The 24,680-nt window shown below is 59.1% G+C and carries 24 protein-coding genes and 1 pseudogene; 17 read left to right on the top strand and 8 right to left on the bottom strand.

What is annotated here, in order from left to right:
- Window positions 1-62 precede the first annotated feature (62 nt).
- From QE432_RS10340 to QE432_RS10330, 3 genes are all read left to right on the top strand, one after another.
- Window positions 63-680, top strand: a complete 618-nt coding sequence (locus QE432_RS10340; protein ID WP_003513696.1) for a L,D-transpeptidase — start codon at window positions 63-65, stop codon at window positions 678-680.
- 234 nt (window positions 681-914) lie between these two features.
- Window positions 915-1,310 (top strand): DoxX family protein, encoded by a 396-nt coding sequence (locus QE432_RS10335; RefSeq protein ID WP_019565150.1) that lies wholly within the window; start codon window positions 915-917, stop codon window positions 1,308-1,310.
- A 163-nt stretch (window positions 1,311-1,473) separates the two neighbouring features.
- A complete protein-coding gene (locus tag QE432_RS10330) occupies window positions 1,474-2,382 on the top strand; it encodes a DMT family transporter (RefSeq protein ID WP_306624104.1) in 909 nt (302 codons plus the stop codon).
- Window positions 2,383-2,468: 86 nt separating this feature from the next.
- On the opposite strand, the gene QE432_RS10325 is transcribed toward QE432_RS10330, so the two are convergent.
- A complete protein-coding gene (locus QE432_RS10325; RefSeq protein ID WP_003513690.1) occupies window positions 2,469-3,947 on the bottom strand; it encodes a DEAD/DEAH box helicase in 1,479 nt (492 codons plus the stop codon).
- A 465-nt stretch (window positions 3,948-4,412) separates the two neighbouring features.
- Here QE432_RS10325 and QE432_RS10320 point away from each other — a divergent pair.
- A pseudogene (locus QE432_RS10320) lies at window positions 4,413-8,116 on the top strand (response regulator).
- Between the two features lie 33 nt (window positions 8,117-8,149).
- Here QE432_RS10320 and mnmD read toward each other — a convergent pair.
- Window positions 8,150-8,893, bottom strand: a complete 744-nt coding sequence (mnmD, locus tag QE432_RS10315; RefSeq protein WP_112752047.1) for a tRNA (5-methylaminomethyl-2-thiouridine)(34)-methyltransferase MnmD — start codon at window positions 8,891-8,893, stop codon at window positions 8,150-8,152.
- On the opposite strand from mnmD, the gene QE432_RS10310 reads away from it, so the two are divergent.
- From QE432_RS10310 to QE432_RS10270, 9 genes are all read left to right on the top strand, one after another.
- A complete protein-coding gene (locus QE432_RS10310) occupies window positions 8,892-10,118 on the top strand; it encodes an NAD(P)/FAD-dependent oxidoreductase (protein WP_174061015.1) in 1,227 nt (408 codons plus the stop codon). The genes mnmD and QE432_RS10310 overlap by 2 nt on opposite strands.
- Before the next feature lie 93 nt (window positions 10,119-10,211).
- Entirely contained in the window at window positions 10,212-10,919 is a 708-nt protein-coding gene (locus QE432_RS10305) for a DUF1045 domain-containing protein (RefSeq protein ID WP_065702275.1), read from the top strand.
- Between the two features lie 209 nt (window positions 10,920-11,128).
- The gene (gene puuE, locus QE432_RS10300; RefSeq protein WP_003513682.1) at window positions 11,129-12,052 is read left to right on the top strand and encodes an allantoinase PuuE; all 924 of its coding nucleotides are present in this window, start codon (window positions 11,129-11,131) and stop codon (window positions 12,050-12,052) included.
- Window positions 12,052-12,549: a 2-oxo-4-hydroxy-4-carboxy-5-ureidoimidazoline decarboxylase gene (gene uraD, locus QE432_RS10295; RefSeq protein ID WP_112682163.1), complete on the top strand. Its 498-nt coding sequence runs from the start codon at window positions 12,052-12,054 to the stop codon at window positions 12,547-12,549. Before puuE ends, uraD begins: the two co-directional genes overlap by 1 nt.
- Before the next feature lie 53 nt (window positions 12,550-12,602).
- Window positions 12,603-12,893: a nucleotidyltransferase family protein gene (locus QE432_RS10290; protein ID WP_003513679.1), complete on the top strand. Its 291-nt coding sequence runs from the start codon at window positions 12,603-12,605 to the stop codon at window positions 12,891-12,893.
- The gene (locus tag QE432_RS10285) at window positions 12,890-13,252 is read left to right on the top strand and encodes a HepT-like ribonuclease domain-containing protein (protein ID WP_019565156.1); all 363 of its coding nucleotides are present in this window, start codon (window positions 12,890-12,892) and stop codon (window positions 13,250-13,252) included. Before QE432_RS10290 ends, QE432_RS10285 begins: the two co-directional genes overlap by 4 nt.
- Window positions 13,253-13,255: 3 nt before the next feature.
- Complete coding sequence (locus QE432_RS10280; protein ID WP_013636664.1) at window positions 13,256-13,756, top strand: ureidoglycolate lyase; 501 nt, start codon at window positions 13,256-13,258, stop codon at window positions 13,754-13,756.
- Window positions 13,753-14,109: a hydroxyisourate hydrolase gene (uraH, locus tag QE432_RS10275; RefSeq protein ID WP_003513673.1), complete on the top strand. Its 357-nt coding sequence runs from the start codon at window positions 13,753-13,755 to the stop codon at window positions 14,107-14,109. Before QE432_RS10280 ends, uraH begins: the two co-directional genes overlap by 4 nt.
- A gap of 5 nt (window positions 14,110-14,114) precedes the next feature.
- The gene (locus QE432_RS10270) at window positions 14,115-14,858 is read left to right on the top strand and encodes a metallophosphoesterase family protein (protein WP_003513672.1); all 744 of its coding nucleotides are present in this window, start codon (window positions 14,115-14,117) and stop codon (window positions 14,856-14,858) included.
- A gap of 3 nt (window positions 14,859-14,861) precedes the next feature.
- Here the strand turns inward: QE432_RS10270 and QE432_RS10265 are convergent, their stop codons facing one another.
- Complete coding sequence (locus QE432_RS10265; RefSeq protein WP_174042842.1) at window positions 14,862-16,139, bottom strand: D-alanyl-D-alanine carboxypeptidase; 1,278 nt, start codon at window positions 16,137-16,139, stop codon at window positions 14,862-14,864.
- Window positions 16,140-16,341: 202 nt separating this feature from the next.
- Between QE432_RS10265 and QE432_RS10260 the strand changes: the two genes are divergently transcribed.
- Together QE432_RS10260 and QE432_RS10255 are read left to right on the top strand one after the other, a co-directional pair.
- A complete protein-coding gene (locus QE432_RS10260) occupies window positions 16,342-16,914 on the top strand; it encodes a TetR/AcrR family transcriptional regulator (protein WP_306624099.1) in 573 nt (190 codons plus the stop codon).
- The gene (locus QE432_RS10255; protein WP_038491907.1) at window positions 16,911-17,255 is read left to right on the top strand and encodes a DMT family transporter; all 345 of its coding nucleotides are present in this window, start codon (window positions 16,911-16,913) and stop codon (window positions 17,253-17,255) included. Before QE432_RS10260 ends, QE432_RS10255 begins: the two co-directional genes overlap by 4 nt.
- Before the next feature lie 204 nt (window positions 17,256-17,459).
- Here the strand turns inward: QE432_RS10255 and QE432_RS10250 are convergent, their stop codons facing one another.
- Window positions 17,460-18,593 (bottom strand): alpha-hydroxy acid oxidase, encoded by a 1,134-nt coding sequence (locus QE432_RS10250; RefSeq protein ID WP_003513664.1) that lies wholly within the window; start codon window positions 18,591-18,593, stop codon window positions 17,460-17,462.
- Between the two features lie 148 nt (window positions 18,594-18,741).
- On the opposite strand from QE432_RS10250, the gene QE432_RS10245 reads away from it, so the two are divergent.
- A complete protein-coding gene (locus tag QE432_RS10245) occupies window positions 18,742-19,356 on the top strand; it encodes a hypothetical protein (RefSeq protein ID WP_306624096.1) in 615 nt (204 codons plus the stop codon).
- Between the two features lie 19 nt (window positions 19,357-19,375).
- Here the strand turns inward: QE432_RS10245 and QE432_RS10240 are convergent, their stop codons facing one another.
- From QE432_RS10240 to puuD, 3 genes are all read right to left on the bottom strand, one after another.
- Window positions 19,376-20,128, bottom strand: a complete 753-nt coding sequence (locus QE432_RS10240; RefSeq protein ID WP_174042818.1) for a sulfite exporter TauE/SafE family protein — start codon at window positions 20,126-20,128, stop codon at window positions 19,376-19,378.
- 180 nt (window positions 20,129-20,308) lie between these two features.
- A complete protein-coding gene (gene guaD, locus QE432_RS10235; RefSeq protein ID WP_306624094.1) occupies window positions 20,309-21,619 on the bottom strand; it encodes a guanine deaminase in 1,311 nt (436 codons plus the stop codon).
- Window positions 21,616-22,878 (bottom strand): urate hydroxylase PuuD, encoded by a 1,263-nt coding sequence (puuD, locus tag QE432_RS10230; protein WP_019565166.1) that lies wholly within the window; start codon window positions 22,876-22,878, stop codon window positions 21,616-21,618. The genes guaD and puuD overlap by 4 nt, the downstream gene beginning before the upstream one ends.
- Before the next feature lie 556 nt (window positions 22,879-23,434).
- On the opposite strand from puuD, the gene QE432_RS10225 reads away from it, so the two are divergent.
- On the top strand, window positions 23,435-23,773 hold the full coding sequence (locus tag QE432_RS10225; RefSeq protein ID WP_003513656.1) for a hypothetical protein: 339 nt from the start codon (window positions 23,435-23,437) through the stop codon (window positions 23,771-23,773).
- On the opposite strand, the gene QE432_RS10220 is transcribed toward QE432_RS10225, so the two are convergent.
- The gene (locus tag QE432_RS10220; protein WP_065702281.1) at window positions 23,749-24,675 is read right to left on the bottom strand and encodes a LysR substrate-binding domain-containing protein; all 927 of its coding nucleotides are present in this window, start codon (window positions 24,673-24,675) and stop codon (window positions 23,749-23,751) included. The genes QE432_RS10225 and QE432_RS10220 overlap by 25 nt on opposite strands.
- Window positions 24,676-24,680: the final 5 nt, after the last annotated feature.

The raw sequence follows: 24,680 nt of genomic DNA, 5'->3' as shown, positions 1-24,680 counted from the left end.
TTAGAGATTTGTTAACCATAAAATTATACCTCTCGTTAATCTAGAGATTTGGCGGGGGTTACATGTCTATTTCACGTCGTGGTGTTCTGTTCGGATTGCCGCTGTTGCTGGCCGGCTGCGCAAGTTCCGGCATCGGGCAGCAAAGGCTTAATTATGCGGCGAAGCCGGACGAGAAGTTTCCGCTTCCGGAAATGCATCTCGACAAGGTGAAGCCCGAGCTGCGCCGGCAGGAAGTGGCATACGATACCGCGCATCCGGCCGGAACGGTGATTGTGGATACGCCCGCGCGGCGTCTTTACTACGTACTGGGCGATGGACGGGCAATGCGTTACGGCGTCGGCGTCGGTCGCCAGGGGCTTGCGCTGAAGGGCGACGCCTATATCGGCCGGAAGTCGGAATGGCCTTCCTGGACGCCGACCGCGAACATGATGCGCCGTGATCCGCGCAATCTGAAATACGCCGGCGGCATGGAGGGGGGGCCGAACAACCCGCTCGGCGCACGGGCGCTCTACCTCTATCGCGGCGGCAACGACACCATGTTCCGTCTGCACGGCACCAACCAGCCGCAATCCATCGGCCACGCCATGTCAAGCGGCTGTATCCGGATGCTGAACCACGACATCATCGATCTTTACAGCCGCGTGCCGGTCGGCTCCAGGGTCGTGGTGCTGCAGGCCTGACGTAGAGGCGGATTTTTCCGCCTTTGCCCCTCGAAAAATGCCTGTATCCTTGGGTTGATTTTTTCCACATGAGCGCAGTTTTATGGTGGAAAATCAACCATGTGTAGAATGACTCCCTTTATGTATTTAAGGGAGTTCTGCTATATCGGAAATGTGATTTTCGGTGTTCGAGACGTGTATCCATAAAGGCATGATTGCGCTGTATCGAGCGTCGCACCACTTCAACGGGGACACATGAACATGGCAATTTTAGACAATCTCTCCCGCTATCGCCCGCAGGCACTCGGGGCGCTGCGCATCATGACGGCGCTGCTTTTCATTTCTCATGGAACGCAGAAGCTGTTCGGTTTCCCGGCATCACAGATGGACGGCTCCCTGCCGACGATGCTGCTGGTGGCGGCGCTTCTGGAAGCCGTTGGCGGCATTCTCGTGCTGGTCGGCCTTTTCACGCGTCCGGTTGCCTTCATCCTGTCTGGCCAGATGGCTGTTGCCTATTTCATTGCGCACGGGCCTAAGAGCTTCTTCCCCGCTCTCAATGGGGGCGACGCCGCGATCCTGTTCTGCTTCATCTTCCTTTACCTCGTGTTTGCCGGTCCGGGCGCTTTCTCGGTGGATGAACGCCGGGCCTGATCGGCCGCTGCAATCACCGGTCTGTCATTGAAGCCCCGCATGGCTGGTACCATGCGGGGCTTCATGCTTTTGAAGCGTTGGAAACTTCGGCCGTCACCGAAGCATAGATGCTTGTTTTCGGGTTAGGAACGGTTCATCCTGAACGCAGTTGGAAAATTGATCCGTGACCAGTCAAAACCCTATCGCCCGCGAATTGCTGCTGCTTGCCCTGTTGTCCACTCTGTGGGCAGCATCCTACACTTTCATCAAGATCGGGGTGGAGACCATACCACCGCTGACCTTCATTGCCGCAAGAACCCTTATTGCCGGTCTGTTGCTGCTGGCGGTCATTCGCCTGCGCGGGCTGCGGTTGCCGCGGGATTTCGCCACATGGCGGCTCTTCTTCGTTCAGGCCTGCATCAACAGCGTATTGCCTTTCACGCTGATCGCGTGGGCGGAGCAGAGCATCGATGCCGGTCTCGCCGTCATCCTCAATGCGACGACGCCGATCTTCACCTTTCTTCTCACCGCGCTGATCATCCGGCATGAACAGGTCAGCGGGCGCAAGCTGTTCGGCACCATTGCGGGCATGACAGGTGTCTGTCTCATCATCGGTCTGGATGCGTTAAACGGGGCTGGTGAGGCGCTGGGGAGCCAGATTGCCGTGCTGACTGCAGCCTTTTCCTACGCCTGTGCCGCCATCTTCAGCAAAAACTTCAGGGGTCTCGATCCCGTTATGCCTGCCGCCGGCTCGCTGATCTGCGGCGCCGTGCTTCTGTTGCCGGTGAGCGTGATCGTTGACCGGCCCTGGACATTGTCGCCATCTCCGGCGTCGCTCACCGCACTTGTGTGCCTCAGCGTCTTTTCAACCGCGCTCGCCTTCATGGTCTATTTCCGGCTGATGCAGACGCTCGGTTCGGTCGGTACCACGTCGCAGGCGTATCTGCGGGTTCCGATCGGTGTCGCCATTGGCATGGTGTTTCTTGGAGAAGTGCCGACGCCTGCAATGTGGGTGGGTCTTGTCTGCGTGATTGCCGGTGTGCTGGCCATGACCCTGCCGTCGCGGCGCCGGTCGTTGGCGCAGGGCGGTTGAGAGCAAAAAGAAAACCCCGCAAGCCTGCGCTTGCGGGGTTTGAAGGTAGACACGCGATACCGGGGAATCGGCTCGCGCAGAGTTACTTAGCGGTTACGACCGCGATTGCCGTTTCCGTTGCCGGAAGCGCGCTTTTCCTGACCGTTGCCGCCAGCAGGAGCGTGACGGTTGCCACCGCTGCCGCCGGGCTTGCGGGCAGGGCGGCGCTGCTTGCGAGGGCCGGCCGGGCGACCTGCGTCACCTTCCGCCGTCTTCACGCGCTTGAAGTCTGACGTGACTTCCAGATCATTGTCCGCATCACGCGGGGCGTGGTGACGCGAGGGACGGGGCTCGCCATTGTGGCGTCCGCCTTCGCGGGGTCCACGCGGCTGGCCGCCATTGTTGTTGCGACCACGGTTGTTGTTGTTCGGGCGCGTCGGGCTGGCAAGACCGGCCGGACGTTCACCGGATGCAACCGGGATATCGATCTTCATCAGCTTTTCGATATCGTGCAGCAGACGTGTTTCGTCCGGTGCGCAGAACGCGATGGCAATGCCGTCGCGGCCGGCACGGGCGGTACGGCCGATGCGGTGGACATAGGCGTCGGGCACTTCCGGCAGGTCATAGTTGAAGACGTGCGTCACGGCCGGAATATCGATGCCGCGGGCAGCGACGTCGGTTGCGACCAGAACCTTGATCTCACCGTCCTTGAAGCCCTTCAGTGCCCGCTCGCGCTGGCCCTGGCTCTTGTTGCCGTGGATGGAAGCGACCTTGAAGCCGATATGTTCCAGGTGCTTGTAGAGCTTTTCCGCGCCGTGCTTGGTGCGCAGGAAAACGATCGAGCGGCCATCCGGGTTTTCGTTGAGCGACTTCTTCAGAAGGTCGGTCTTGTCGTTCTTGCCGGCGACGAAATGCACGTACTGCTCGACCTTGTCGGCGGCCTTGCCCGGAGGTGTTACCTCGACCTTGATCGGGTCCGTCAGGAAGTTGCTGGCAAGCTCGGAAATCGCCTTCGGCATCGTTGCCGAAAACAGCAGGGTCTGGCGCTTGGCCGGAACCATCTTGGAAATCTTGCGCAGATCGTGAATGAAGCCCAGATCGAGCATCTGGTCGGCTTCATCAAGCACCAGATAGGTGACCTTGGAAAGCGAGATCGCGTTGCGGGCGATGAGGTCCAGCAGGCGGCCGGGTGTCGCCACCAGGACGTCCGTGCCTTTTTCGAGCTGAAGCTGCTGCTTGTTGATCGACGCGCCGCCGACAACCTGGTTGATGCGCAGCGGCGTCTTCTTCACGAAGGAGCGCAGGTTTTCGCCGATCTGGTTCACCAGTTCGCGGGTCGGTGCAAGGATAAGGGTGCGGGTGGTGCGGTTTGCCGGGCGGTCGGCTTGCTTCATCAGCATTTCGATGATGGGCAGGCCGAATGCTGCCGTCTTGCCCGTGCCGGTCTGTGCGAGGCCGATGAGATCACGGCCTTCAAGCAGCAGCGGAATGGCCTTTGCCTGAATGGGGGTGGGGGTTGTGTAGCCGAGCTGGGTAACGCTGGCCACAATCTTTTCAGAGAGGCCGAGTTCGCTAAAACTGGTCAATAGTAATGCCTTTCGGGGCGCCAAAAACCAATCGTCCGGAGCAGTTGCTGCTGTCCGGCGGTTTCGGCGTCAAGAACCCCGCGTGAATTGGGAACTTGTGGGTTGGAATAACTTTCTGCGCATCAGTGCGGCAAAACGCCGTCTTCTGTATTCGTTGCGCTTTTCCTTCATGCGGGCCAAGTCATCTTGGTCATGTGCTGCAGCTCACGCGGCTGCCGAAGGTGAAAGCTTGACCGGCATGTGGGCGTTTTATGGCGTAAAGTCAAGCAATAGTTTTGTAACGCTGCCGTCCCGCGGCGCATGGCTGCCATGCAGAAGGCAGGCTAGCGATTGCCGGCGAGGCGCGGAGGCTTGCGAATAATTATGGTTAAAAAAGGGTAAAGCGACCATTCCGCACATAGCAAATAGCGGTTTTCTCACATAACGTTTTTGCAACGACGTCTGGAAATATTTGATTCGACAAGGATGGAACTGCACGGTGTGGAGTATCGCTTGACCCAAGGCTGCGGGTTGCTGGAAAAAGCTTACGGGGCCATCGCCGCCCTGGATTTGCCCGCGTGCATCAAGGACAGCGAGCTTCGCTACCTCATGGTCAATGCAGCCTATGGCCGGGTCATGGGGCGTCCGCCCGCCGCGTTCACGGGCCACACCAGCCTTGCCCTTTCCGCGGATATTCGCGATGCCGAGCGCGAGGACAGGGAGCGCCGCTCGCTGGTCTTTGCCACGGACGAAGTGGTTTCATGCCATGGTGCGGCGTCTTCAGGGCCTTACAAGCTGCGTTGCGAACGTTTCACCGGCGATGACGGCAGTCTGTTCCTGTTTGAGGTGTTCGAAGAGGCGCCCTCTGTCGTCGTGAAGGGTGTTTCGGACGGCGGCAGCGCCGACCTGCTGTTCGACAGCGGCGTTATCGACCTCATCGATGCTGGCATCGTGATTTATGACCGTGAAAACCGGCTCGTCTATTGCAATGCGCGTTTCGTGGAATTCTACAGTGATTTCAACCTCCAGCTAAAGCCCGGCACCCGGCTTGAGACGCTGATGGAGGCGGTCTATTTCTCGAGCGGCTACCGCAGCGTGAAACCGGACGATCCGGATTACCAGGCATGGCTGCAGAAGCAGTTGCGGGATTTTTCCCTGCCCTATCTCGAAAGGGTGGAGCAGTTTGCCGATGGCCGCTGGGTGCGTATGGTCAACAAGCGGCTGGAAAACGGCATGCTGGTGGGGCTTCGCGTCGATGTGACGGAGTTCAAGGCGCATGAGACCCTGCTTAGCAAGCAAATCCGCGAGACCTGGCTGCTGCGCGCCGCGCTTGAGCAATTGCCCGTGGGCGTGTTCCTGCGGGACCAGGACAGGCGGCTGACCTTTGCCAATGCGGCCTTTGAGAAATTCCGGGGCGGCAGCCTCGCCGACTATTTGGGCAAGACCGAATGCGAGATGTTTCCGGAGGAGGGCGCAGAGTTCCAGCGGGAAAACGAGCATATCCTGCAAACCGGAGAGGCGATTGAAAAGACGGGAACCATTCCGCTTTCGGATGGCGGCGCCGTTCCGGTCATAACCCGGCTCGGCCGGGTCACGACGCCCGATGACGAATATTATCTGGTGGGTTCAGTCACCGATGTCAGCCTGCTGAAGGAGCGGGAAAATGCGCTGATCGCGGCGCAGGCGCAGGCCGAAGCGCTGCATCGCCAGTTCGAAACGGTTCTTCATGCCCTGCCGGTTGGCGTACTACTCCTCAACGCGGATCTCGTCATCGAATATGTCAATCCGTGCTTCGACACGTTATGGGGCGAAATCGGCGGCGAGAAGTCGCTTGTCGGTAAAAGCTATCGCGAATTCATGGAGGCGAATTTCGAAAGCGGCCTTTATGATTATGGCGATATACCCTTCGAGGAGCTCTACACCCAGCGCGCAGAACGGCTGCTCAACGACAAGGTCTTCACGCCGCGCGAGGTGCGCAGCAAAAGCGGCAAGGTCACCGTCATTTCCAAGACCCGCCTCGACGGCGGAAAAATCCTCAGTACCTATGCCGATGTGACCGACGTGCGCATGCGCGACGCCGAGATCAGTGAGGCAAAGGCCGAACTTGAGCGTGTCGGCGAATATATGCAGGGCGCCACGCGCGCCATGGCGCAGGGGCTGGTGCTGGTCGAGCAGGGAACCATCATCATGTCCAACGAGGCTGTGGCGCGAATGTTCGATGTGCCGCCGCAGCTGCTGGAAAAGGGCTGCAACTGGTCGGGGTTCTTTGCCCATTGCGCCGGGCGCGGAGATTTTGGCACCAAAGAGGAGGCGGCCGCGACGCTGACCGCCTGGAGAGAGCACATAGCCGCCAACAGGCCGTTCTCCTGGCTGATCCATATTGCCGGAAAGACGTGGCTCAATCTGGAAGCGACCAACAGTTCCGGCAATTACTGGCTCATCATCGTCACCGACGTCACCGAGATGAAGATGCGCGAGGAGGAGTTGCAGCGGCTGCTTTCCCGCGCGGAAGCGGCAGATCGCGCCAAATCTGAATTCCTTGCCAATATGAGCCATGAAATCCGCACGCCGATGAATGGCGTGCTCGGCATGGCGGAACTTCTGGCCAAATCCAATCTGGATACGCGGCAGAAAACCTTCACCGATATCATCGTCAAATCCGGCAATGCGCTCCTGACGATCATCAACGACATTCTCGACTTCTCCAAGATCGAGGCCGGGCAGATGAAGCTGCGCAGCGTGCCTTTCGATCCGGCGGAAGCGGTGGAGGATGTGGTTTCCCTCCTGTCCTCAGCGGCGCTGGAAAAGAACATAGAACTGGTCGTCCGGATCGATCCGTCGGTTTTCGGCAAGGTCATGGGGGACGCCGGGCGGTTCCGCCAGGTCGTCACCAATCTTGTTGGAAACGCCGTCAAGTTCACGGAAATGGGGCATGTGCTGATCGAACTTTCGGCGCAGTCGGCGGAAGCGTCGGAGACCATTCTGTCGCTGCGCGTCGAAGATAGCGGCATTGGCATTCCCGCAGACAAGCTCGAAACCATCTTCGACAAATTCAGCCAGGTCGACGGCTCAGCGACACGGCGGCACGAGGGAACGGGATTGGGACTGGCGATCACGGTCGGTCTTGTCGGTCTTTTCGACGGTACGATCAATGTGGTGAGCGAAGTCGGCAAGGGATCGACCTTCGAGGTCAATATTCCGTTTCACGTTACGGAAAAGCGGCGCGACGCTCCGCTTCTTGCCATGGCGATCGAGGATATACGCGTACTCGTCATCGACGATAACGACGTCAATCGCCGCATATTGACGGAGCAGTTGAAGACTTGGGGAATCGACGGCCATGCTGTGCAGGACGGGCCATCGGGCATTGCCGTGCTGCAGGAGGCTGCGTCCCTCGGTTTTGCCATCGACGCCATCATTCTCGATTATCACATGCCTGTTATGAACGGGCTGGATGTGGTCGAGCGGATCAGGGCGGATAGTCGTTTCGACGATATCGCAATCGTGTTCCTGACGTCTATGGATGTCGTGGGTGACGAGAGCCTGTTCACCGATCTCAGCGTGCAGGCGCATCTGATGAAGCCAGCGCGGGCGCGTCTGTTGCGTTCCACCCTGTTCGATGTGGTGCGGGATGTGCGGCAGAAACGCGCCCGGCAGGATCCGCAGGGGCTGGGGTCAGGCGGCAGCGATGCGCCGGTGCGGCCGGACAATGGCCCGACGGACAAGAAGCGGCGGGTTGTGTCACCTCCGACGACGGTTCCAGACCGGCGCCGACCCTGCCTTGTGTGGATGTGCTGGTGGCCGAGGACAACGACGTCAACCAGATCGTCTTTACCCAGATATTGCAGCAGGCGGGTTTACGGTTCCTGATCGTCGGCAATGGCAAGAAGGCCGTTCAGGCGTGGGAGGAGCACAATCCCGCCGTCATCCTTATGGATGTGTCGATGCCGGTGATGAACGGGCATCAGGCGACACTGGCAATCCGCGCCGCCGAACAGGCGGCTGCCGACGGCCGGCATGTTCCGATCATCGGCGTTACCGCGCATACACAGGACGCGGACCGCGAGCTCTGCATCGCAGCAGGCATGGATGATTATCTGTCGAAGCCCATCAGCCCCGAAATTCTCGAGGACAAGATCGCGCAATGGCTGGGAGAAGCGATGCCACGCCGCGACGTGCCGACCGCCTGACAGTTAAGGCCGGTTGCTGCTGTGGGAGCCGTCTCAGTGGGATGGCTTGGTGCCGCACAGCATCTCACGCTTTCCGGCAAACCCTTTGCGGCGCTCCAGTTCAAAACCGGCGGCGATGAGGTTGCGGCGGACGAAGCCAGCGGCGGCATAGGTGGCGAATGTGCCCCCCGGTACCGTTTTGCCGAACAGCGTCTGCATGATTTCCAGCGACCACATGTCGGGATTGCGGGCAGGGGCGAAACCGTCCAGAAACCAGGCGTCGAAGCCTTCGCTTCTGCCGGAAATGCCGGTGAGCGCTTCGCCGCACACCACTGTCAGGCGCGTCTGGTCGTCCAGTTCGATATCGACCTCGCCTTTCGGGTCCGCCGGCCAGCGGGCGACCAGTGCCTTGCGTTCGGTATCAACTTCCGGCCAGCGGGAAAGCGCCCGGTCGATCTCGTCCGCCTTCATCGGGTAGAGTTCGAAGGACATGAAATGCAGCTTGGAGTGACCGTTGCGCACCTCTTTCCATTGACGCCAGGTCTCGCAGAGATTGAGACCGGTGCCGAAGCCAAGTTCGCCGATGCGGAAGATGCTCTCTCGCTCAAGCCAGCGCTGCGGCAGGCCGTTTCCGGACAGAAAGACATGGCCGCATTCCAGCCTGCCATCCGTCTGGCAATAAAAATGATCGTCAAAGGCTAGCGAATAGGGCATATCCCCCTCACGCCAGTCGAGCGCGGCGGGCGGATTGTCGGCTGCCGAACCGATATCTGCGGTGTTTTCCTTGGAATGTGTCATGACTAATGCCGATAGTCCCGCTTTCGAATCTGGTCAATCACCAAGATTGCGAGCGCCAAGATTGCCTGGCTCGGTGCCGCTCCTCATCGTCGGTGGCGGCATTATGGGGCTGTGGGCTGCCGTCAAGGCAGAGAGGATGGGCATAAACGCCCTGCTGCTGGAAGCGGGCCGTCTTGGAGATGGTGCAAGCGGCGGGCTGTTGGGCGCACTGATGCCGCATATGCCGGACCGCTGGTCGGACAAGAAGCAATTCCAGTTCGACGCTCTCGTTGCGCTGGAAAAACAGATCGCCGAGTTGGAAGCCGAGACCGGGCTTTCCGCCGGTTACCGGCGCTGCGGCCGGATCATTCCCCTGCCGAAACCACATTTGCGCAGCATTGCCGCACGGCACGAGCGGGATGCCGGGGAAAACTGGGTTTCAGACGGGCGCCGGTTCCACTGGCATGTCGGTGACAGCCCTTCCGTTGCCGGATGGGTGGACGATGCGGCGGGACAAGCGGGCTTCGTGCTGGATACGCTGGCTGCAAGGGTTTCTCCCCGGGCGATGATCGCCCTTCTGTCGGCTTTCCTCCGCAACGCCCGGCATGTGCGGGTGGCGGAACAGTGCCGCGTCGTCTCGCTCGATCCGGATAAAGGGCGGGCGGTGCTGTCGTCGGGCGACGAGGTCGCCTTCGATCATGTCATCGTCGCCAACGGCCATGGTTCCTTCACGCTGATCCGCGATGCCATAGGTCTGGAACCCGGCATTGTGCTTGGACAGGCGGTGAAGGGGCAGGCCGCCCTTCTGGATGCTGCGGCCGATCCGGCCATGCCGGTCGTTTTTCTGAACGGCCTCTACATCGTGCCGCATGAGGATGGCACCGTCGCCATCGGCAGTACCAGCGAAGATTGTTTTTCCGATCCATTCAGCACCGACGAAAAGCTGGAAAAATTGCTCGCGGATGCATGCGCCGTGGTGCCGTCGCTTGGCCGTGCGCCGGTGATCGAACGCTGGGCCGGGTTGCGGCCGAAGGCGGTTGGACGGGACCCGATGGTGGGTACACTTTCCGAATATCCGCGGCTCGTGGCGTTATCGGGCGGCTTCAAGGTCAGCTTCGGCCTTGCCCACTATCTTGCAGATGCTGCGTTGCAGGCCGTGTGTGGCCACACGCCGGACGTGCCTTCCGGTTTTCGCCTTCAAGAACACGTGAGTATTGCCGTCCGGACTTTAGAAACTTCTGATTAGTTTGGTCCACGTCGTTAATCTGTCACGCAAATCGCTTACTTGCTGGCCTGCAAAGAGCCCCGTTTGGCCGCATTTGCGGCGAGGTGATAGCGCATGCGATACGCCATCCATTTCACGCCTTCCCCCAACGACCCGCTGACGCAGGCGGCTGCCGCGTGGCTGGGACGCGATGCCTATTCAGGCCATGCGGTGGAGCCGCCGGGCACGATCGATCTCGGCATGCAGGAGATTTCCTACCATACTGCCCTGCCGCGCCGTTATGGTTTCCACGGCACCATAAAAGCCCCGTTCCGTCTTGCCGAAGGTCATTCCGAGGCCGCGTTGTTGCGCGACCTGATGTATTTTTCCGGCAGGCAGGACCCCTTCATGCTGCCACAACTTATAGTGGCGCGGCATGACAATGTCTTCAGCCTCGTTCCCGAGCGCCCCTGCGAAGTGCTGAATTTTTTCGCAGCCCGTGTGGTGCAGGAATTCGACCGCTACCGCGCGCCGCTCTCCGAGGCGGAAATCGAGCGGGCGGATCCCGACCGGCTTTCGGCTTCGCAGCTGACCAATCTGCATCGCTGGGGCAGTCCGCATGTGATGGACGAGTTCCGTTTTCAGATGTCGCTGACGGGCGGTGTCGAGCCTTCCAGCAGCCAGAGGATCGAGCGTGCCGTGCGCAAGGTTTTCGAGCCGCTGCTCACTCGGCCTCTGTCATTTTCCAGCCTTGCGCTTTTCATCGAGGATGAACCCGGTGCGCCTTTCCGGGTGCACTCGCTGCACCCCATGGGTCGTGTTTCCGCCCGAAAGATCGCCTGAGAAGCGCCCCACAGAAATCGTACACAAAAAAGCATCGGAATGTCGGCAAAATTGCTCTCGACATTCCGAATGCGGATGCTACCGTCCGTGCATCGCATGTCTGAAGCGTGTCGTGTTTACCCGTGTCGGGCAGACACCTTCGGATGGTTGTTTTGCTCATGTCTTCCAGAAGCGGGTTCCGCGTCGGGAGAGGTGTTTTGGGTGGCTGAATGATTTCCGAGAATTACTCCCGCAATCTGGTGGGCTACGGCCGCAATAGTCCCGATCCGAAATGGCCGGGCGGCGCACGCATCGCCGTGCAATTCGTCATCAATTACGAAGAGGGCGGCGAAAGCTGCATTCTCGACAACGACAAGGCGTCGGAATCGCTGCTGTCGGAAATCGTCGGCGCGCAGCCCTGGCCCGGCCAGCGCAACCTGAACATGGAATCGATCTACGAATATGGCTCACGCGCCGGTTTCTGGCGGCTGTGGCGCATGTTCACCGATCTCGGCGTCACCACAACTGTTTATGGCGTGACCGCTGCCATGGCGCGCAACCCGCAAGCCGTTGCGGCAATGAAGGAAGCGGGTTGGGAAATCGCCAGCCACGGTTATCGCTGGCTGGAATACAAGGATTTTTCCGAGGAGGAAGAGCGAAAGCATATTGCCGAAGCCGTGCGCCTGCATACGGAGCTGACGGGCGAGCGCCCCTTTGGCATGTATCAGGGCAAGCCTTCCGACAATACGTTGCGTCTCGTCATGGAAGAGGGTGGTTTTCTCTATTCGTCCGATTCCTATGCCGACGATCTGCCCTATTGGGTGAAGGGATTGCAGGATGAACCGTTCCTGATCATTCCCTACACGCTCGACACCAATGATATGCGTTTCGCCACGCCGCAGGGTTTCAATTCCGGCGACCAGTTCTTCGCCTATCTGAAAGACGCTTTCGACGTTCTTTATCAGGAAGGGCTTGAAGGCGCGCCGAAGATGATGAGCGTCGGCCTGCATTGCCGTCTCGTCGGCCGTCCCGGCCGCGCCGCAGCCCTTCGCCGTTTCATCGAATATGTGCTGGGCCATGAAAAGGTGTGGATCCCGCAGCGTATCGAGATCGCTCGTCACTGGCATGAAAACCACAAGCCGGGAACGCTCTGATGCTGACGCGGGATGAATTTGTCAGCCGTTTCGGCGGTGTGTTCGAACATTCGCCTTTTATCGCCGAACGGGCCTATGATGTCGGAGGCGCAGGTCTGGAGTTAACGGCGAAGGCGGTTCATGGCGCATTATGCGCGCAGTTTCGTGCCGCCTCCGAAGCGGAACGGCTGGGTGTTTTGCGCGCGCATCCTGATCTTGCCGGCAAGCTCGCAATAGCAGGTGAGTTGACCGCCGATAGCCGCAATGAACAGGCGGGCGCAGGGCTTGACCGGCTTTCGCCCGAGGAGCATGCGCGCTTTTCCGAGCTGAACTCCGCCTATACGCAAAAATTCGGCTTTCCGTTCATCATTGCGGTCAAGGGGCTGAACAGGCACGATATTCTCTCCGCCTTCGAGACGCGTATCGGCAATGATGCGGCGACAGAATTTGCGACGGCGACGGCGCAGGTGGAAAAGATCGCCTGGCTGCGCCTTTCCTCGATGCTGCCCGAGGGCTGAATTGGCGAGCGGCGGTCGTTCCGCTATACTCGTGCTATCTGGAGATTGAGGCCATGAGACCCTCCGAGGTGCTGGAAAAGAACAGGGAAGCGATCCGCGAAGCGACGAAGCGCTTCAACGCGGCAAACCCGCGCGTGTTCGGTTCCGTCGCCCGTGGCGAAGACAGGCCGGACAGCGATCTGGATATTCTGGTGGATGCGTTGCCGGGGACCACTCTGTTCGATCTTGGCGGATTGCTGGAGGAACTGAAGACTATCCTCGGTGTCGAGGTTGACGTCGTCACCTCAGGCGGCCTGCACTCGGATATCCGGGCGCGTGTTCTGATGGAAGCCAAGGCAGTATGAGTACGGATCGACTTCTGCTCTACCTGAAGGAGATGGATGTTGCCGCCTCCCGAATACGGGATTTCATTCAGGATATGGATGAGGCCACTTTTTCTTCCGATACGCGAACCCAGATGGCGGTGATGATGTGCCTTGCCCTGATTGGCGAGGCGGTCGCAAAACTGGACAAGTATTACCCCGCGTTTTTACAGCAGCACCCGGAAATCCCCTGGATAAAGATGAAGGGTATGCGCAATCTGATCGTGCATGATTATTTCCGGGCGGAACTCTCGGTGGTCTGGAAAACGATAACGCAGAGCATTCCGGATTTGCAGGCGCGTCTCTCACTCCTCCGAAACTGGCATGCCCAAGGTGAATGACATTTGACTGATTTTCTCGAGATCAAGCCTCTCACCAAAGAGGCGTTCGCATCCTTCGGTGATGTGATCGAAATTACACCCTCTTCCATGCGCCACATCAATGGCGGCCAGACCGAGCGGCATCATGCGCTTGCGGTACCCGAGGCAGCGGGCGAGGGTGCGCGCATCATCCTCAATATTTTCCGCGGACAGCCGCGTACCTTTCCCCATACAATCGAGATGATGGAGCGGCATCCGTTCGGCAGCCAGAGTTTCTCGCCGCTGTCCGGCAGGCCTTTCCTTGTCGTCGTTGCCGAGGACGAGGGCGGCAAGCCTGGTCGGCCGCAGGCTTTTCTGGCGCGCGGGGATCAGGGCGTGAATTACCGCCGCAACGTATGGCATTACCCGTTGATGCCGTTGCAGGCGATTTCGGATTTTCTGGTTGCCGATCGCGAGGGGCCGGGCAACAATCTGGAAGAGCATTTTTTCGATGCGCCCTACATGATCGCGGAGCCCAGCCTATGACCGGTTTGACCACTCACGTCCTCGATGCCGCCCATGGCACGCCCGCCGAGGGGCTGACGATCGAGCTTTACCGGCTCTCGGGTGATCGTCGCGAGAAGATTAAGACGGTTAAGACCAATAGCGATGGCCGCGTTGATGGCGGGCCGCTACTTGTGGGCGACAGTTTCAAGGCAGGGGAATACGAGCTGGTTTTCCATGCGGGCGATTATCTGCGTGGCAAGGGCGTCACCCTGGCGGAACCCGCGTTTCTCGACATCATCCCCATCCGTTTCGGCATTGCCGACGAGAGCGGCCATTACCATGTGCCGCTTCTGCTTTCGCCCTATAGTTACTCTACCTATCGAGGAAGCTGACCGCCATGATCTTTGCCGCCATTGCCGATATTCATGGAAACTGCGCCGCACTGGAGGCCGTGCTTGAGGATATCGCGAGGCTTGGCATCAAGGACATCGTCAATCTCGGTGATTGCTTCAGTGGTCCGCTGGAAGCGGGTTTTACCGGCGATGTGCTGGTTGGCAACTGGATACCCAGCGTTCTCGGCAATCATGATCGCGAATTGATCGAGCGCGCGCCGGAGGAGATGGGCAGCTGGGAGAGGCCGGCGCATGCGCAGCTGACCGCCGCGCATCTGGACTGGCTGCACACCCTGCCGTTCAGCATGGTTTTCAAGGACGTCGCCTATTGCTGCCACGGCTCGCCGCGCGGTGATCTGGAATACTGGCTGGAAACGCTTTCGACGGAAGGGGTGCTGAAATTGCGACCGCTTTCCGAAATCGAGGCCATGGCTGATGGCATCACCCAACCGCTGATGTTGTGCGGCCACACACATATCGCCCGCACCGTGCAGCTCTCCGATGGCCGCCTGATCGTCAATCCTGGCAGCGTCGGCTGCCCCGGCTGGAAGGATGGCACGCCGTTCGACCATCATGTCGAAGTCGGTCATCCGCTTGCCAGCTATGCCGTGCTCGAAGAAACCGCACGCGGCTGGCAGGTCTATTTCCGGCAGATACGCTACGATAATCTTGCCATGGCCGAGATGGCGAAGGTCAACGGCATTCCGTATCTGGCCGATGCGTTGGAAAACGGTTGGCTCAAGCGGTAGAACTCACCCTTCGCTGTTCATGACAACGCAGGCATAAGACTGCGCCTTCAACTCCTTACAGGCGGAAACCGCCGAGGACTGGTCTTCAAAGCCGGTAAAGCGGGCGCGGTAGAGCGTTGCCGATCCGCTTTGCACCGCTTCGGTATAGGGCGCGATGCCGGAGTAGCTGCCGGCGATGTTGGAGCGCGCATTGGCGAGCAGCGAGCGGGCGGCAGCTTCGCTGTCGGTGGCGGCGATCTGCACTTCCCAGCGGCTGCGTTGGCCGGTCATTTGTGCAGCGGGTGCGGGTTTCGGAATGGCAGAGACCTGGATCATATCCGCCATCTGGCTGTTCGCCGTGGCGATCTGCATGGCGATCGGATCGGCGCGACGCTCGGCAAACATCGGCAATGGTACGGTTGCCGGAGGGACGGCTGCGGGCGGCACATCGAAGGTGCGGCTGACATTGGCGCTTGCCACGAGCTGTTCGGTATTACGGCTTCTCGAGGCCTGCGGCATCGCCTTGTCCAGCAGAGCAGCCATCTGCGCATCGCGGCTGCGCGCGGTCTTGCCCCCCAGCACGACGCCAACGACACGGCGGCCATTGTGATTGATGGCGCTGACGAGGTTGAAGCCCGACGCATTGGTGTAACCGGTCTTGATGCCGTCCATGCCCTGATAGCGATACATCAGATTATTGTGGCCACGGATGCGCTTGCCCCGGAAGCTGAAGGATTCCATGGCAAAGAGGCCGTATTCTTTCGGAAAGTCGCGCTGCAGCGCAAGGCCGAGTTTTGCCATGTCGCGCGCCGTCGTCACCTGCGATTTGCTGGGCAGGCCGGAGGCGTTGCGGAAAACCGTCTTGGTCATGCCAAGCTGGCGGGCCTTACGGGTCATCATCTGCGCAAATTGTGCCTCGGACCCACCGAGATGGTCACCCATGCCTTCCGCCATGTCATTGGCGGATTTGACGATCATGCCGTAGACGGCTTCGCGCACCGTAAACGTCTGGCCCTCACGCACATAAAGCTTCGAGGGGATGACGGCTGCGCCGTTCCTGGACATCCTTATCTTCTGGTCCCAGCGAATTCGGCCGGCGTGCAACGCCTCGAAGGTCATGTAGAGCGTCATCATCTTGGTCAGCGATGCCGGGTGGTTCAGCACATCGGCGTTCTGCGCGGCGAGGACCTTGCCGGTATTGGCATCCATGATGAAATGGGCATAACCGGCCTGCGCAGGCGATGCCTGCAATGAGAGGATCGCGCAAAAGAAGGCGAGTGCGAATACCCATGCGCCCGCCATTCCCCGTTTGATCGTTCCCGACATGGTCCACCCCTTTATGTTCGATCGCCGCGATGGGCGAAGTTTTACTGACACTTTCCGGCAACAAAACCGCTAAAACTTTAGAGATCGCTTTCATGCTTAATTAAGTATGAAATTCAAGTCGGCCGTCGCCCTCACAATTTCCTTGCAAAGAAACCAACCATCCGGTATGTTTTAGACCATGACAAATGCACATGAACGCAAAAAGCAGCCTGAGATCGTGCGCCGGAATCTTCTCGATTGCGCGGCGAAACTCGCTGCCGAGCAGGGGGTTGCGGCGCTTTCCGTGCAGGCAGTGGCCGATGCCGCCGGGGTGACGAAGGGTGGGTTGTTTCATCATTTTCCCTCCAAGCAGGTGCTGCTGGAAGCGGTGATGACTGACCTTCTGGCGGCTCTGGACACTGAGATCGACGACCTCATCTCACATGATTGTGAAGCTTTTGGGAGCTTCACAAGGGCATATGTGAACGCGGTTTTCTCGGATCGGGGCAGGGATTCGGGCAGGCAATGGGCAGCGATCTCGGTTTCCATGGTCGGTGAACCGTCGCTTCGGCGCATGTGGAACAGCTGGATTGAGGGGCGCCTTGCCCGTCATAAAGAAACGGATGATGGGGTGGTCCTGGAGATGGTGCGGCTTGCGGCTGACGGCATCTGGTTTGCCGATCTACTGGCCGACGACGGTAAAGCGGGTGGCGACAGGGCGGCTCTGAGGGCCCGGATGATCGCCCAGACGAAAAAGGAAGTGGAACGATGAACGCGGCTGTTTTGACTTATGGGGCGCTTGTCGCGGCTATCGTCTGCGAGGTCATCGCAACTTCCTTTCTGCAGCAATCGCAGCAATTCACCAAGCTGTTGCCGACGGTGCTGATGGCTCTGTTTTACGGTGCGGCCTTTTATCTCCTGTCGTTCACGCTCCGGGCGCTGCCGGTCGGCGTTGCCTATGCGATCTGGAGCGGGCTTGGCATCGTACTCATTTCCGGCATTGGCTATTTCGTGTTCCGCCAGACGCTCGATATTGCTGCGGTGGTTGGTCTTGGGTTCATCGTGACCGGGGTGGTGATCGTCAATGTGTTTTCGAAGACGATTGGGCATTGAGCGGACTTCTCCACCTCATTCCTGTTCTTGTCACAGGAATCCAGCCGGCGCGCGTCTGCGCGACGAGAATAGTCCTTTCAGCCCAAGGGCTTGGGCTCGCTGGATCCCTGTGACAAGCACAGAAATTGAGGGAGGCGACGTAAAGGCGATATTCTTACCGAAGCATCGGCTTCGATCTTTACGTTGTATGCCGTGTCGTCACCATCACGCCAGAATGCTGCGGTCGACGTCCGTAATCAGCCGCTTCCCGCAAAGCGCCATGCTGATATCCATTTCCTTGCGGATGATCTCGAGCGCCGTCGTCACGCCCTGCTTGCCATCCGCGCCGAGGCCGTAGAGGAACGGGCGGCCGATGTAGGTGCCCTTGGCGCCAAGTGCTACCGCCTTCAGCACGTCCTGGCCGGAGCGAATGCCGCCGTCCATATGTACCTCCACCCTGTCGCCAACGGCATCGACGATCCTCGGCAGCATGGCGATCGAGGAATGCGCGCCGTCGAGCTGGCGACCGCCGTGGTTGGAGACGATGATGGCGTCCGCGCCGGTATCGAGCGAGGCGCGCGCATCTTCCTCGTCAAGGATGCCCTTGAGTATGAGCTTGCCGCCCCAACGCTCCTTGATCCATTCGACATCCTTCCACGACAGGCGCGGATCGAATTGCTCGGCCGTCCAGGAGGAGAGCGACGAGAGGTCGGAGACGTTCTTGGCGTGGCCGACGATATTGCCGAAGCTGCGGCGTTGCGTGCGCAGCATGTCGAGGCACCATCTTGGCCGTGTCGCCATCTGCCAGATGTGTTTCGGGGTGAATTTCGGCGGGGCGGAGAGGCCGTTGCGCAGGTCCTTGTGGCGCTGGCCGAGAATTTGCAGGTCGAGCGTCAGCACCAGCGCCGAGCATCCGGCGGCTTTGGCGCGATCGATGAGATTATTGACGAAGTCGCGGTCCTTCATCACGTAAAGCTGGAACCAGAAAGGTTTGGAGGTGACGGAGGCGACATCCTCGATGGAGCAGATGCTCATGGTGGAAAGCGTGAAAGGGACGCCGAATTCTTCCGCCGCTTTTGCCGCCAGCATCTCGCCATCGGCATGCTGCATGCCGGTTAGTCCAGTGGGGGAGAGCGCCACCGGCATCGAAACCTTCTGGCCGATCATTTCGGTGGCGAGCGACCGGTCGGTCATATCCACCAGCACACGCTGGCGTAGCTTTATCTTGGAAAAATCCTCCTCATTGGCGCGGTAGGTGCCTTCCGTCCAGGCGCCGCTATCGGCATAGTCGAAAAACATCTTCGGCACACGGCGCTGAGCCTGTTTCTTCAGGTCCGCTATGGTGAGGATTTTGCCCATGGATAAAGCCTTCACATTTGAATGATGGCTTCACATAACATGGTAATCGCGTTTACGCGATGGCAATCGTCTTTGCAGCAGTGCTTTTTGCACTCGCAAATGGCTAGGAATTATGCTTGAAATATACTGTATTTCGATAATAATTCAGATGGTTTCTCAAATAATAGCGTATTTTAATATGTTAAATTATTTGCTCAGATTACTTATCGCAGTTCTTATTTCGCCCGCGATTGTTTTCGCCGCCGAGTGCCCCTCCGGTAAAAATGATGGAGATGAGTTTGTTCTTGCCCACGGTCAGGTGCGCAGCGAATTCAGGCGATCCGGACCGATCGTCTTGGTGGAGAATGATTTTCAAGGCGCAGGCAAACAGAGGCTTTTTCTCTTTCGGGGGTTAATCGAGCTGGCGCGTTCGGGCGATGACGGCAATTACAGCCAGCACTTTACGTCAAATCTGGAAGCATTCTGGCCTCTGAAAGTTGGCGCTCGACGCACTTTTGAATTTCTGCCGCTCGAAACTATCAAAATCGAGGATAAGTGGTCACTGACCCTTGCAGTTACGAAGCGGCGCGCCTTTCCGATTAAATTCTGCAATTATGAGGTGTTTTATGTGACCTACGACATTCGTAAAAACGGCAAAGAGGAAGAACGATGGACAGCGGTTTATTCGCCGGATCTGCGCGCCACGGTGGCGAAGATTTACAATGAGGGGACGGAAGACGAAGAAATTGTCGCCTATAATCTGATTGCGCCTCTGAAGCGGTGACGGTTCGACTGCGCTTGAATCAACTCCAGAAAGCCCGCAGGAACAATTCACCACCTAGCATAAGCAGGCAGATTAGGAACCAGCGCCTGAATGTCGCGGGAGTGACGATGCGGCGGATATTCTGACCAAGCCACATGCCGAGAAGCGCTGGCAGGACGGCGAGTGCGGAAAGCGACATGTGCTCGACGCGGAAGGCGTCCTGAGAGGCAAGGCCGGCAGCAAGCGCAACGGTGGAAACGGTGAAGGACAGGCCAAGCGCCTGCACGAGATCGTCGCGGCTGAAGCCAAGCGACTGGATATAGGGCACGGCGGGGACCACGAAAATTCCGGTGCCGCCGGTCAGAAGGCCGGTCGCCAGCCCGACGGCCGGGGAGAGTTTCGGTTCCAGCCTTGCGGGAACGGCGAAGGGCTTTGCAAGAAGGCTGTAGGCTGCGTAGGCCGCGAGGCACAATCCGAGCGCCGAGGTGGTCCAGACGCCGGTGCCTGATGTCATCAGCCGGATGCCAAGAAGCGTGCCGACGGCAATGGCGATCATCATCGGCCATAGTCGCGAGACAATCGCCTTGAAATCGGGTCCGGCCAGCAATTGCCAGATATTGGTGATGAAGGAGGGCAGAATGAGCAGGCCAGCTGCAACGACCGGCGGCATGAAAAGGCCGAGAACGCCCATGGCAACGGTAGGCAGGCCCATGCCGGTGACGCCCTTGACGACGCCCGCGACGATGAATGTGGCGACAATCAAGAGCGTTGTGGTTGTCTCAAAATCCGGCACGGCGCACTCCAGAGGTCATTCGCATTTCGGCTGACTTGGGCTGTCAGGCAATCATATGAAACGGGCGAGTGCGGCCTGTTTCTTCTCCCCGGCGGGGAGAGAAAAACAGGCGACGCCCGCTCGTTTCAATATGTACTGATATAGATGAGGCCACGACCTGATGTTTCGGCCTAAACCGAACTATGCAAGCGCGCTTTTCATCGCCTTGCCGGCGACGTAGGTCTCGACGACTGTGCGGTCGTCGCCCATGGTCAGCATCAGGAACAGTTCTTCGGTCAGGCTTTTCACCACTTCCATCTTCAGCGCCATGGCGGGCGTGGAAGAGGCGTTGAGAACCGTGATGTCGGCATCCGTGCCGACGTCCAGCGTGCCGATGCGGTCGACCATGGAAAGCGCTTCGGCGTTGCCGCGCGTCATCAGATACCAGCTTTCCAGCGGGTTCAGTCGTTCGCCCAGCAATTGCTGGATCTTGTAGGCCTCATCCATGGTGCGCAGCATGGAATAGCTCGATCCGCCGCCGATATCGGTCGCGACTGCGATGCGCACCGGCTTTTCGCGCCGTTGCAGCTTTTTCATCGGGAAGAGGCCGGAGCCGATGAAGAGGTTCGATGTGGGGCAATGCACGGCGACTGCACCGGTTTCCGACAGCACGTCCGCCTCACGTTCCGAGAGGTGGATGGCGTGGCCGAGCAGGGTCTTGTTGCCCATCAGGCCGTAACGCACATAGATGTCGGTGTAATCGGTCGCTTCCGGGTAAAGCTCGCAGGTATATTTGATCTCGTCCAGATTTTCGGAAAGATGCGTCTGGATGAAGAGATCGGGAAATTCCTGCGCCAGCGCCTGGGCTGCTTCCATCTGTTTCGGCGTAGAGGTGATGGCGAAGCGGGGCGTGATGGCGACGTGGTTGCGGCCCTTGCCGTGCCAGTCGGCGATGACGGCCCGGGTCTCGTCATAGGAGGTTTCCGGCGTGTCCAGCAGGCCCTGCGGGGCGTTGCGGTCCATCATCACCTTGCCGCCCACCATCAGCATGCCGCGCTTCAGGGCCTCAGTGAAAAACGCATCGGCTGAGGTCTTGTGCACGGAGCAATAGGCGACAGCCGTGGTGGTGCCGTGGCGCAGAAGCTCATCGTAAAAATGTGTGGCGATGCGCTGGGCATGCGCGCTTTCGACGAAACGGCATTCTTCCGGGAAAGTATAGGTATTCAGCCATTCCAGAAGGTTGGCGGCATAGGAGCCGATGACCTGCATCTGCGGGAAATGCAGGTGCATGTCGATCAAGCCCGGCACGATGAGATGAGGGCGGTGGTCCTTCTCCTCAATGTCATCAGGTGCCTGCTTGCGAATATCGGCATAGTCGCCAATGGCGGCGATCTTGCCGTTTTCGATAAGCAGGCCGCCATCCTCGATGTGGAGATAGCTTTGCGTATCGTCGATTGCGAGCGGCGCGCGGCGGAAGCTTAACAGGCGGCCACGCAGCAGAACCATGCTCATTCGGTTTTTTCCTTGGCGTCTTTGCCCGAGGAAACGGCGCTTTCGTACCATGCGGTCAGCACTTTGCGCTCCTGCGGGGTGATGGCGGTGATGTTGCCGGGAGGCATGGCATGGCTGCGGCCGGCTTGCAAATAGATTTCGCGGGCGTGTGCGGCGATCTGCGCGTCGGTTTCGAGCTTCACAGATTTCGGTGTGAAGGGCACGCCTTCCCACACCGGCTCGGCGGCGTGGCACATGGAACAGCGACCTTGAACGACATCGCGGGCGCTCGCGAAATGGGCGTCGCTGACGAATTGCTGCTGCATCGGCGAAAGCGTTGCCGCCTTCTGTTCTTCTTCGCCGGTCAGCACCTTCGGCACGGTGGAAAGCCACATGATGACGATGAAGATGAGCGCGGTCAGCAGCCAGGTCCATGTCGGCTTGCCCTTGCGGGCATGGGTGGTGTTGAACCAGTGGCGGATGGTGACGCCCATCAGGAAGACGAGTGCTGCGATGATCCAGTTGAACTCGGTCGCAAAGGCCAGCGGATAGTGGTTCGACAGCATGAAGAAGATGACGGGCAGCGTCAGGTAGTTGTTGTGCAACGAGCGCTGTTTGGCGATGCGGCCATATTTCGGGTCCGGCGTGCGCCCGGCGATCAGGTCGGCAACGACGATCTTCTGATTGGGAATGATGATGAAGAACACATTCGCCGACATGATGGTGGCGGTAAAAGCGCCGAGATGCAGGAAGGCGGCGCGGCCGGTGAAGACCTGCGTATAGCCCCACGCCATCGCCACCAGCGCGACGTAAAGCACCACCATCAGGCCCCAGGTGTTGTTGCCAAGCGGCGATTTGCAGAGGAAATCGTAAAACAGCCAGCCGACAGCAAGCGATGCCAGCGACAGACAGATGGCCTGGAACTGGGTGAGCGCCAGCACCGAATGGTCGATGAGGAAAAGGTCGGCGCCGCCGTAATAAACGATGCACAGCATGGCAAAGCCGGACAGCCAGGTGACGTAGCTTTCCCATTTGAACCATGTCAGGTGTTCGGGCATCTGGGCCGGGGCGACCAGATATTTCTGGATGTGGTAAAAGCCGCCGCCATGCACCTGCCACTCCTCGCCATAGGCCCCCGGCGGCAGATGCGGCCGTTTGACCAGCCCAAGATCGAGCGCGATGAAATAGAAGGACGAGCCGATCCAGGCGATGGCGGTGATGACGTGGAGCCAGCGGACGGCAAAGGCCATCCATTCCCACGCAATGGCATATTCGTACATTCGGTTCCCCTGATCCTTGTGCAGCGCACCTTGCGAGAAATTTGACCGTTAGGAAAGGGAAAAGCAAACACCGCACGATGATTGTTCACAATCCCGTACGCTCGTGTCCACAACTTTGGCGCAGGCGCGGCGACGCCCCGCTTCCGGCCCCGCCCAATCGTAAAGGAGCCGTCCTGCCGCTGAGTTTGTGCTTAGCTGGCTAACGCGACTCAGCTATTATCCGTTGAGCAGTCTGCTGATGTGCAAAACTATTGGGCTGCGGGGCCTTGGAGCGACCTGCGTCCGAAAGGACGCTTCGAAGGGCACTCTGACACATTTATGTTGCGCATGTTCTTTCCGGTTTTCGGTCAGAGGCGCAGGGCTTCAATGACATGTTTTCGCTGGCGGTTCATTCCGAAAGCGGGTGCTGCGAACCCTGGGGGCGGGGGCAGATCAGGGGCAGGTGTTGCAGTTCCCGGTGCCGTTGCGTCCGGGTATGCGTTGATGCTTGGATTTTGAATGAAGTGACGCAATGACCTTCCGGCAGCCGCCGTTGTTTTCAACGGAGACCGTGCCGATGCGCCTTGTTCTGACAGTTCTTTTCCTGCTGATGGCGTTCAACGCCACGGCGCTTGCGCATGAATCCCACAAGGGGTTCAAATATGAAAGCTACTGCTGCAATGGCGACGCCGAAACCGGCGATTGCCAGATGATCCCTACGCGAAGTGTTCGTGTCACGCAGGATGGTTACGAGGTCTCGCTTGCGCCCGGCGATCATCGTCTGGTAACGCGGCGCCATGTCTTCAGCTGGTCGCAGCGTGAGGCAAGACGATCCGAGGATGGAGAATATCATCTCTGTCTGTTCCCGGACGAGGACACGCCGCGCTGCTTTTATGCGCCTGATATGGGGTATTGAGATGTTTGCGGCCGGTTTTCGTCGATCCGCTTCAGTATCCAGTCGCGAAACAGCCTTATCTTGCGAATGTTCCTGCGGTTTTCAGGGTAGACGAGCCAGTAGTTCTTACCTTCGTTGCTGAGGTGCTCGAAGGGCTGATAAAGGCGGCCGAGGGCAATCTCGTCCGCATAAAGTTCAGGGGTGAGCATGGCTACCCCCTGGCTGGCAATTGCCGCTGCGGCTTCGAAAGCCTGCACGCTGAGGCGGCTGCGCGGATAACGGTCGAGGCCCGGATTTTCGATGCCGACTTCCCGGAACCATTGGCTCCACCAGATGTCACCCGGATCGATGATGCGCAGGCGCAGAAGATCCTCCGGCTTTTTCAATCCGCCGATGCTTTCGGCAAGGTTCGGATGCAGCATCGGCGTGTAAACGCCCCGCAGCAACTGATGATAGATCAGTCCTTTGCCATCGTCGCTGCTCCAGCGGATGGCGACATCGCAATCGGACTGCGTAAAATCGATCAATGCGCTTGATGTGTCGAGCCGTACGGCGATCGAGGGATGTTCAAGCTGGAAAGCTCCCAGATGCCGCGAAAGCCAGCGCGATGCGAAAGTCGCGGTGGAGTGAATGGTCAGGGTGGAGTCAGAGGTGTCACGGACATTGTCGACGGCCTCCCGTAAAGTGTTGAAGGCTTCCGCAACTTTCGGCGCCAGTTTCTGCCCGGCCTCGGTCAGCACAACCTGCCGCGCCTTTCTGATGAAAAGCGGCTCGCCAACATTCTCTTCCAGCAGTTTCACCTGATAGCTGACCGCCGTCTGCGTCATACCCAGTTCCTCACCGGCCTTGGTGAAGCTGAGATGCCGGGCGGCGGCTTCGAACACGCGCAGGGCGTTCAGGGGGAACTGGCGGGACATTTTCATGGATA

It is taken from the genome of Agrobacterium sp. SORGH_AS_0745, assembly GCF_030818995.1.
Classification (GTDB): Bacteria; Pseudomonadota; Alphaproteobacteria; order Rhizobiales; family Rhizobiaceae; genus Agrobacterium; species Agrobacterium tumefaciens.
The sequence above is the reverse complement of the archived record's forward strand: the minus strand, read 5'-3'. Positions and strand labels throughout refer to the sequence as shown.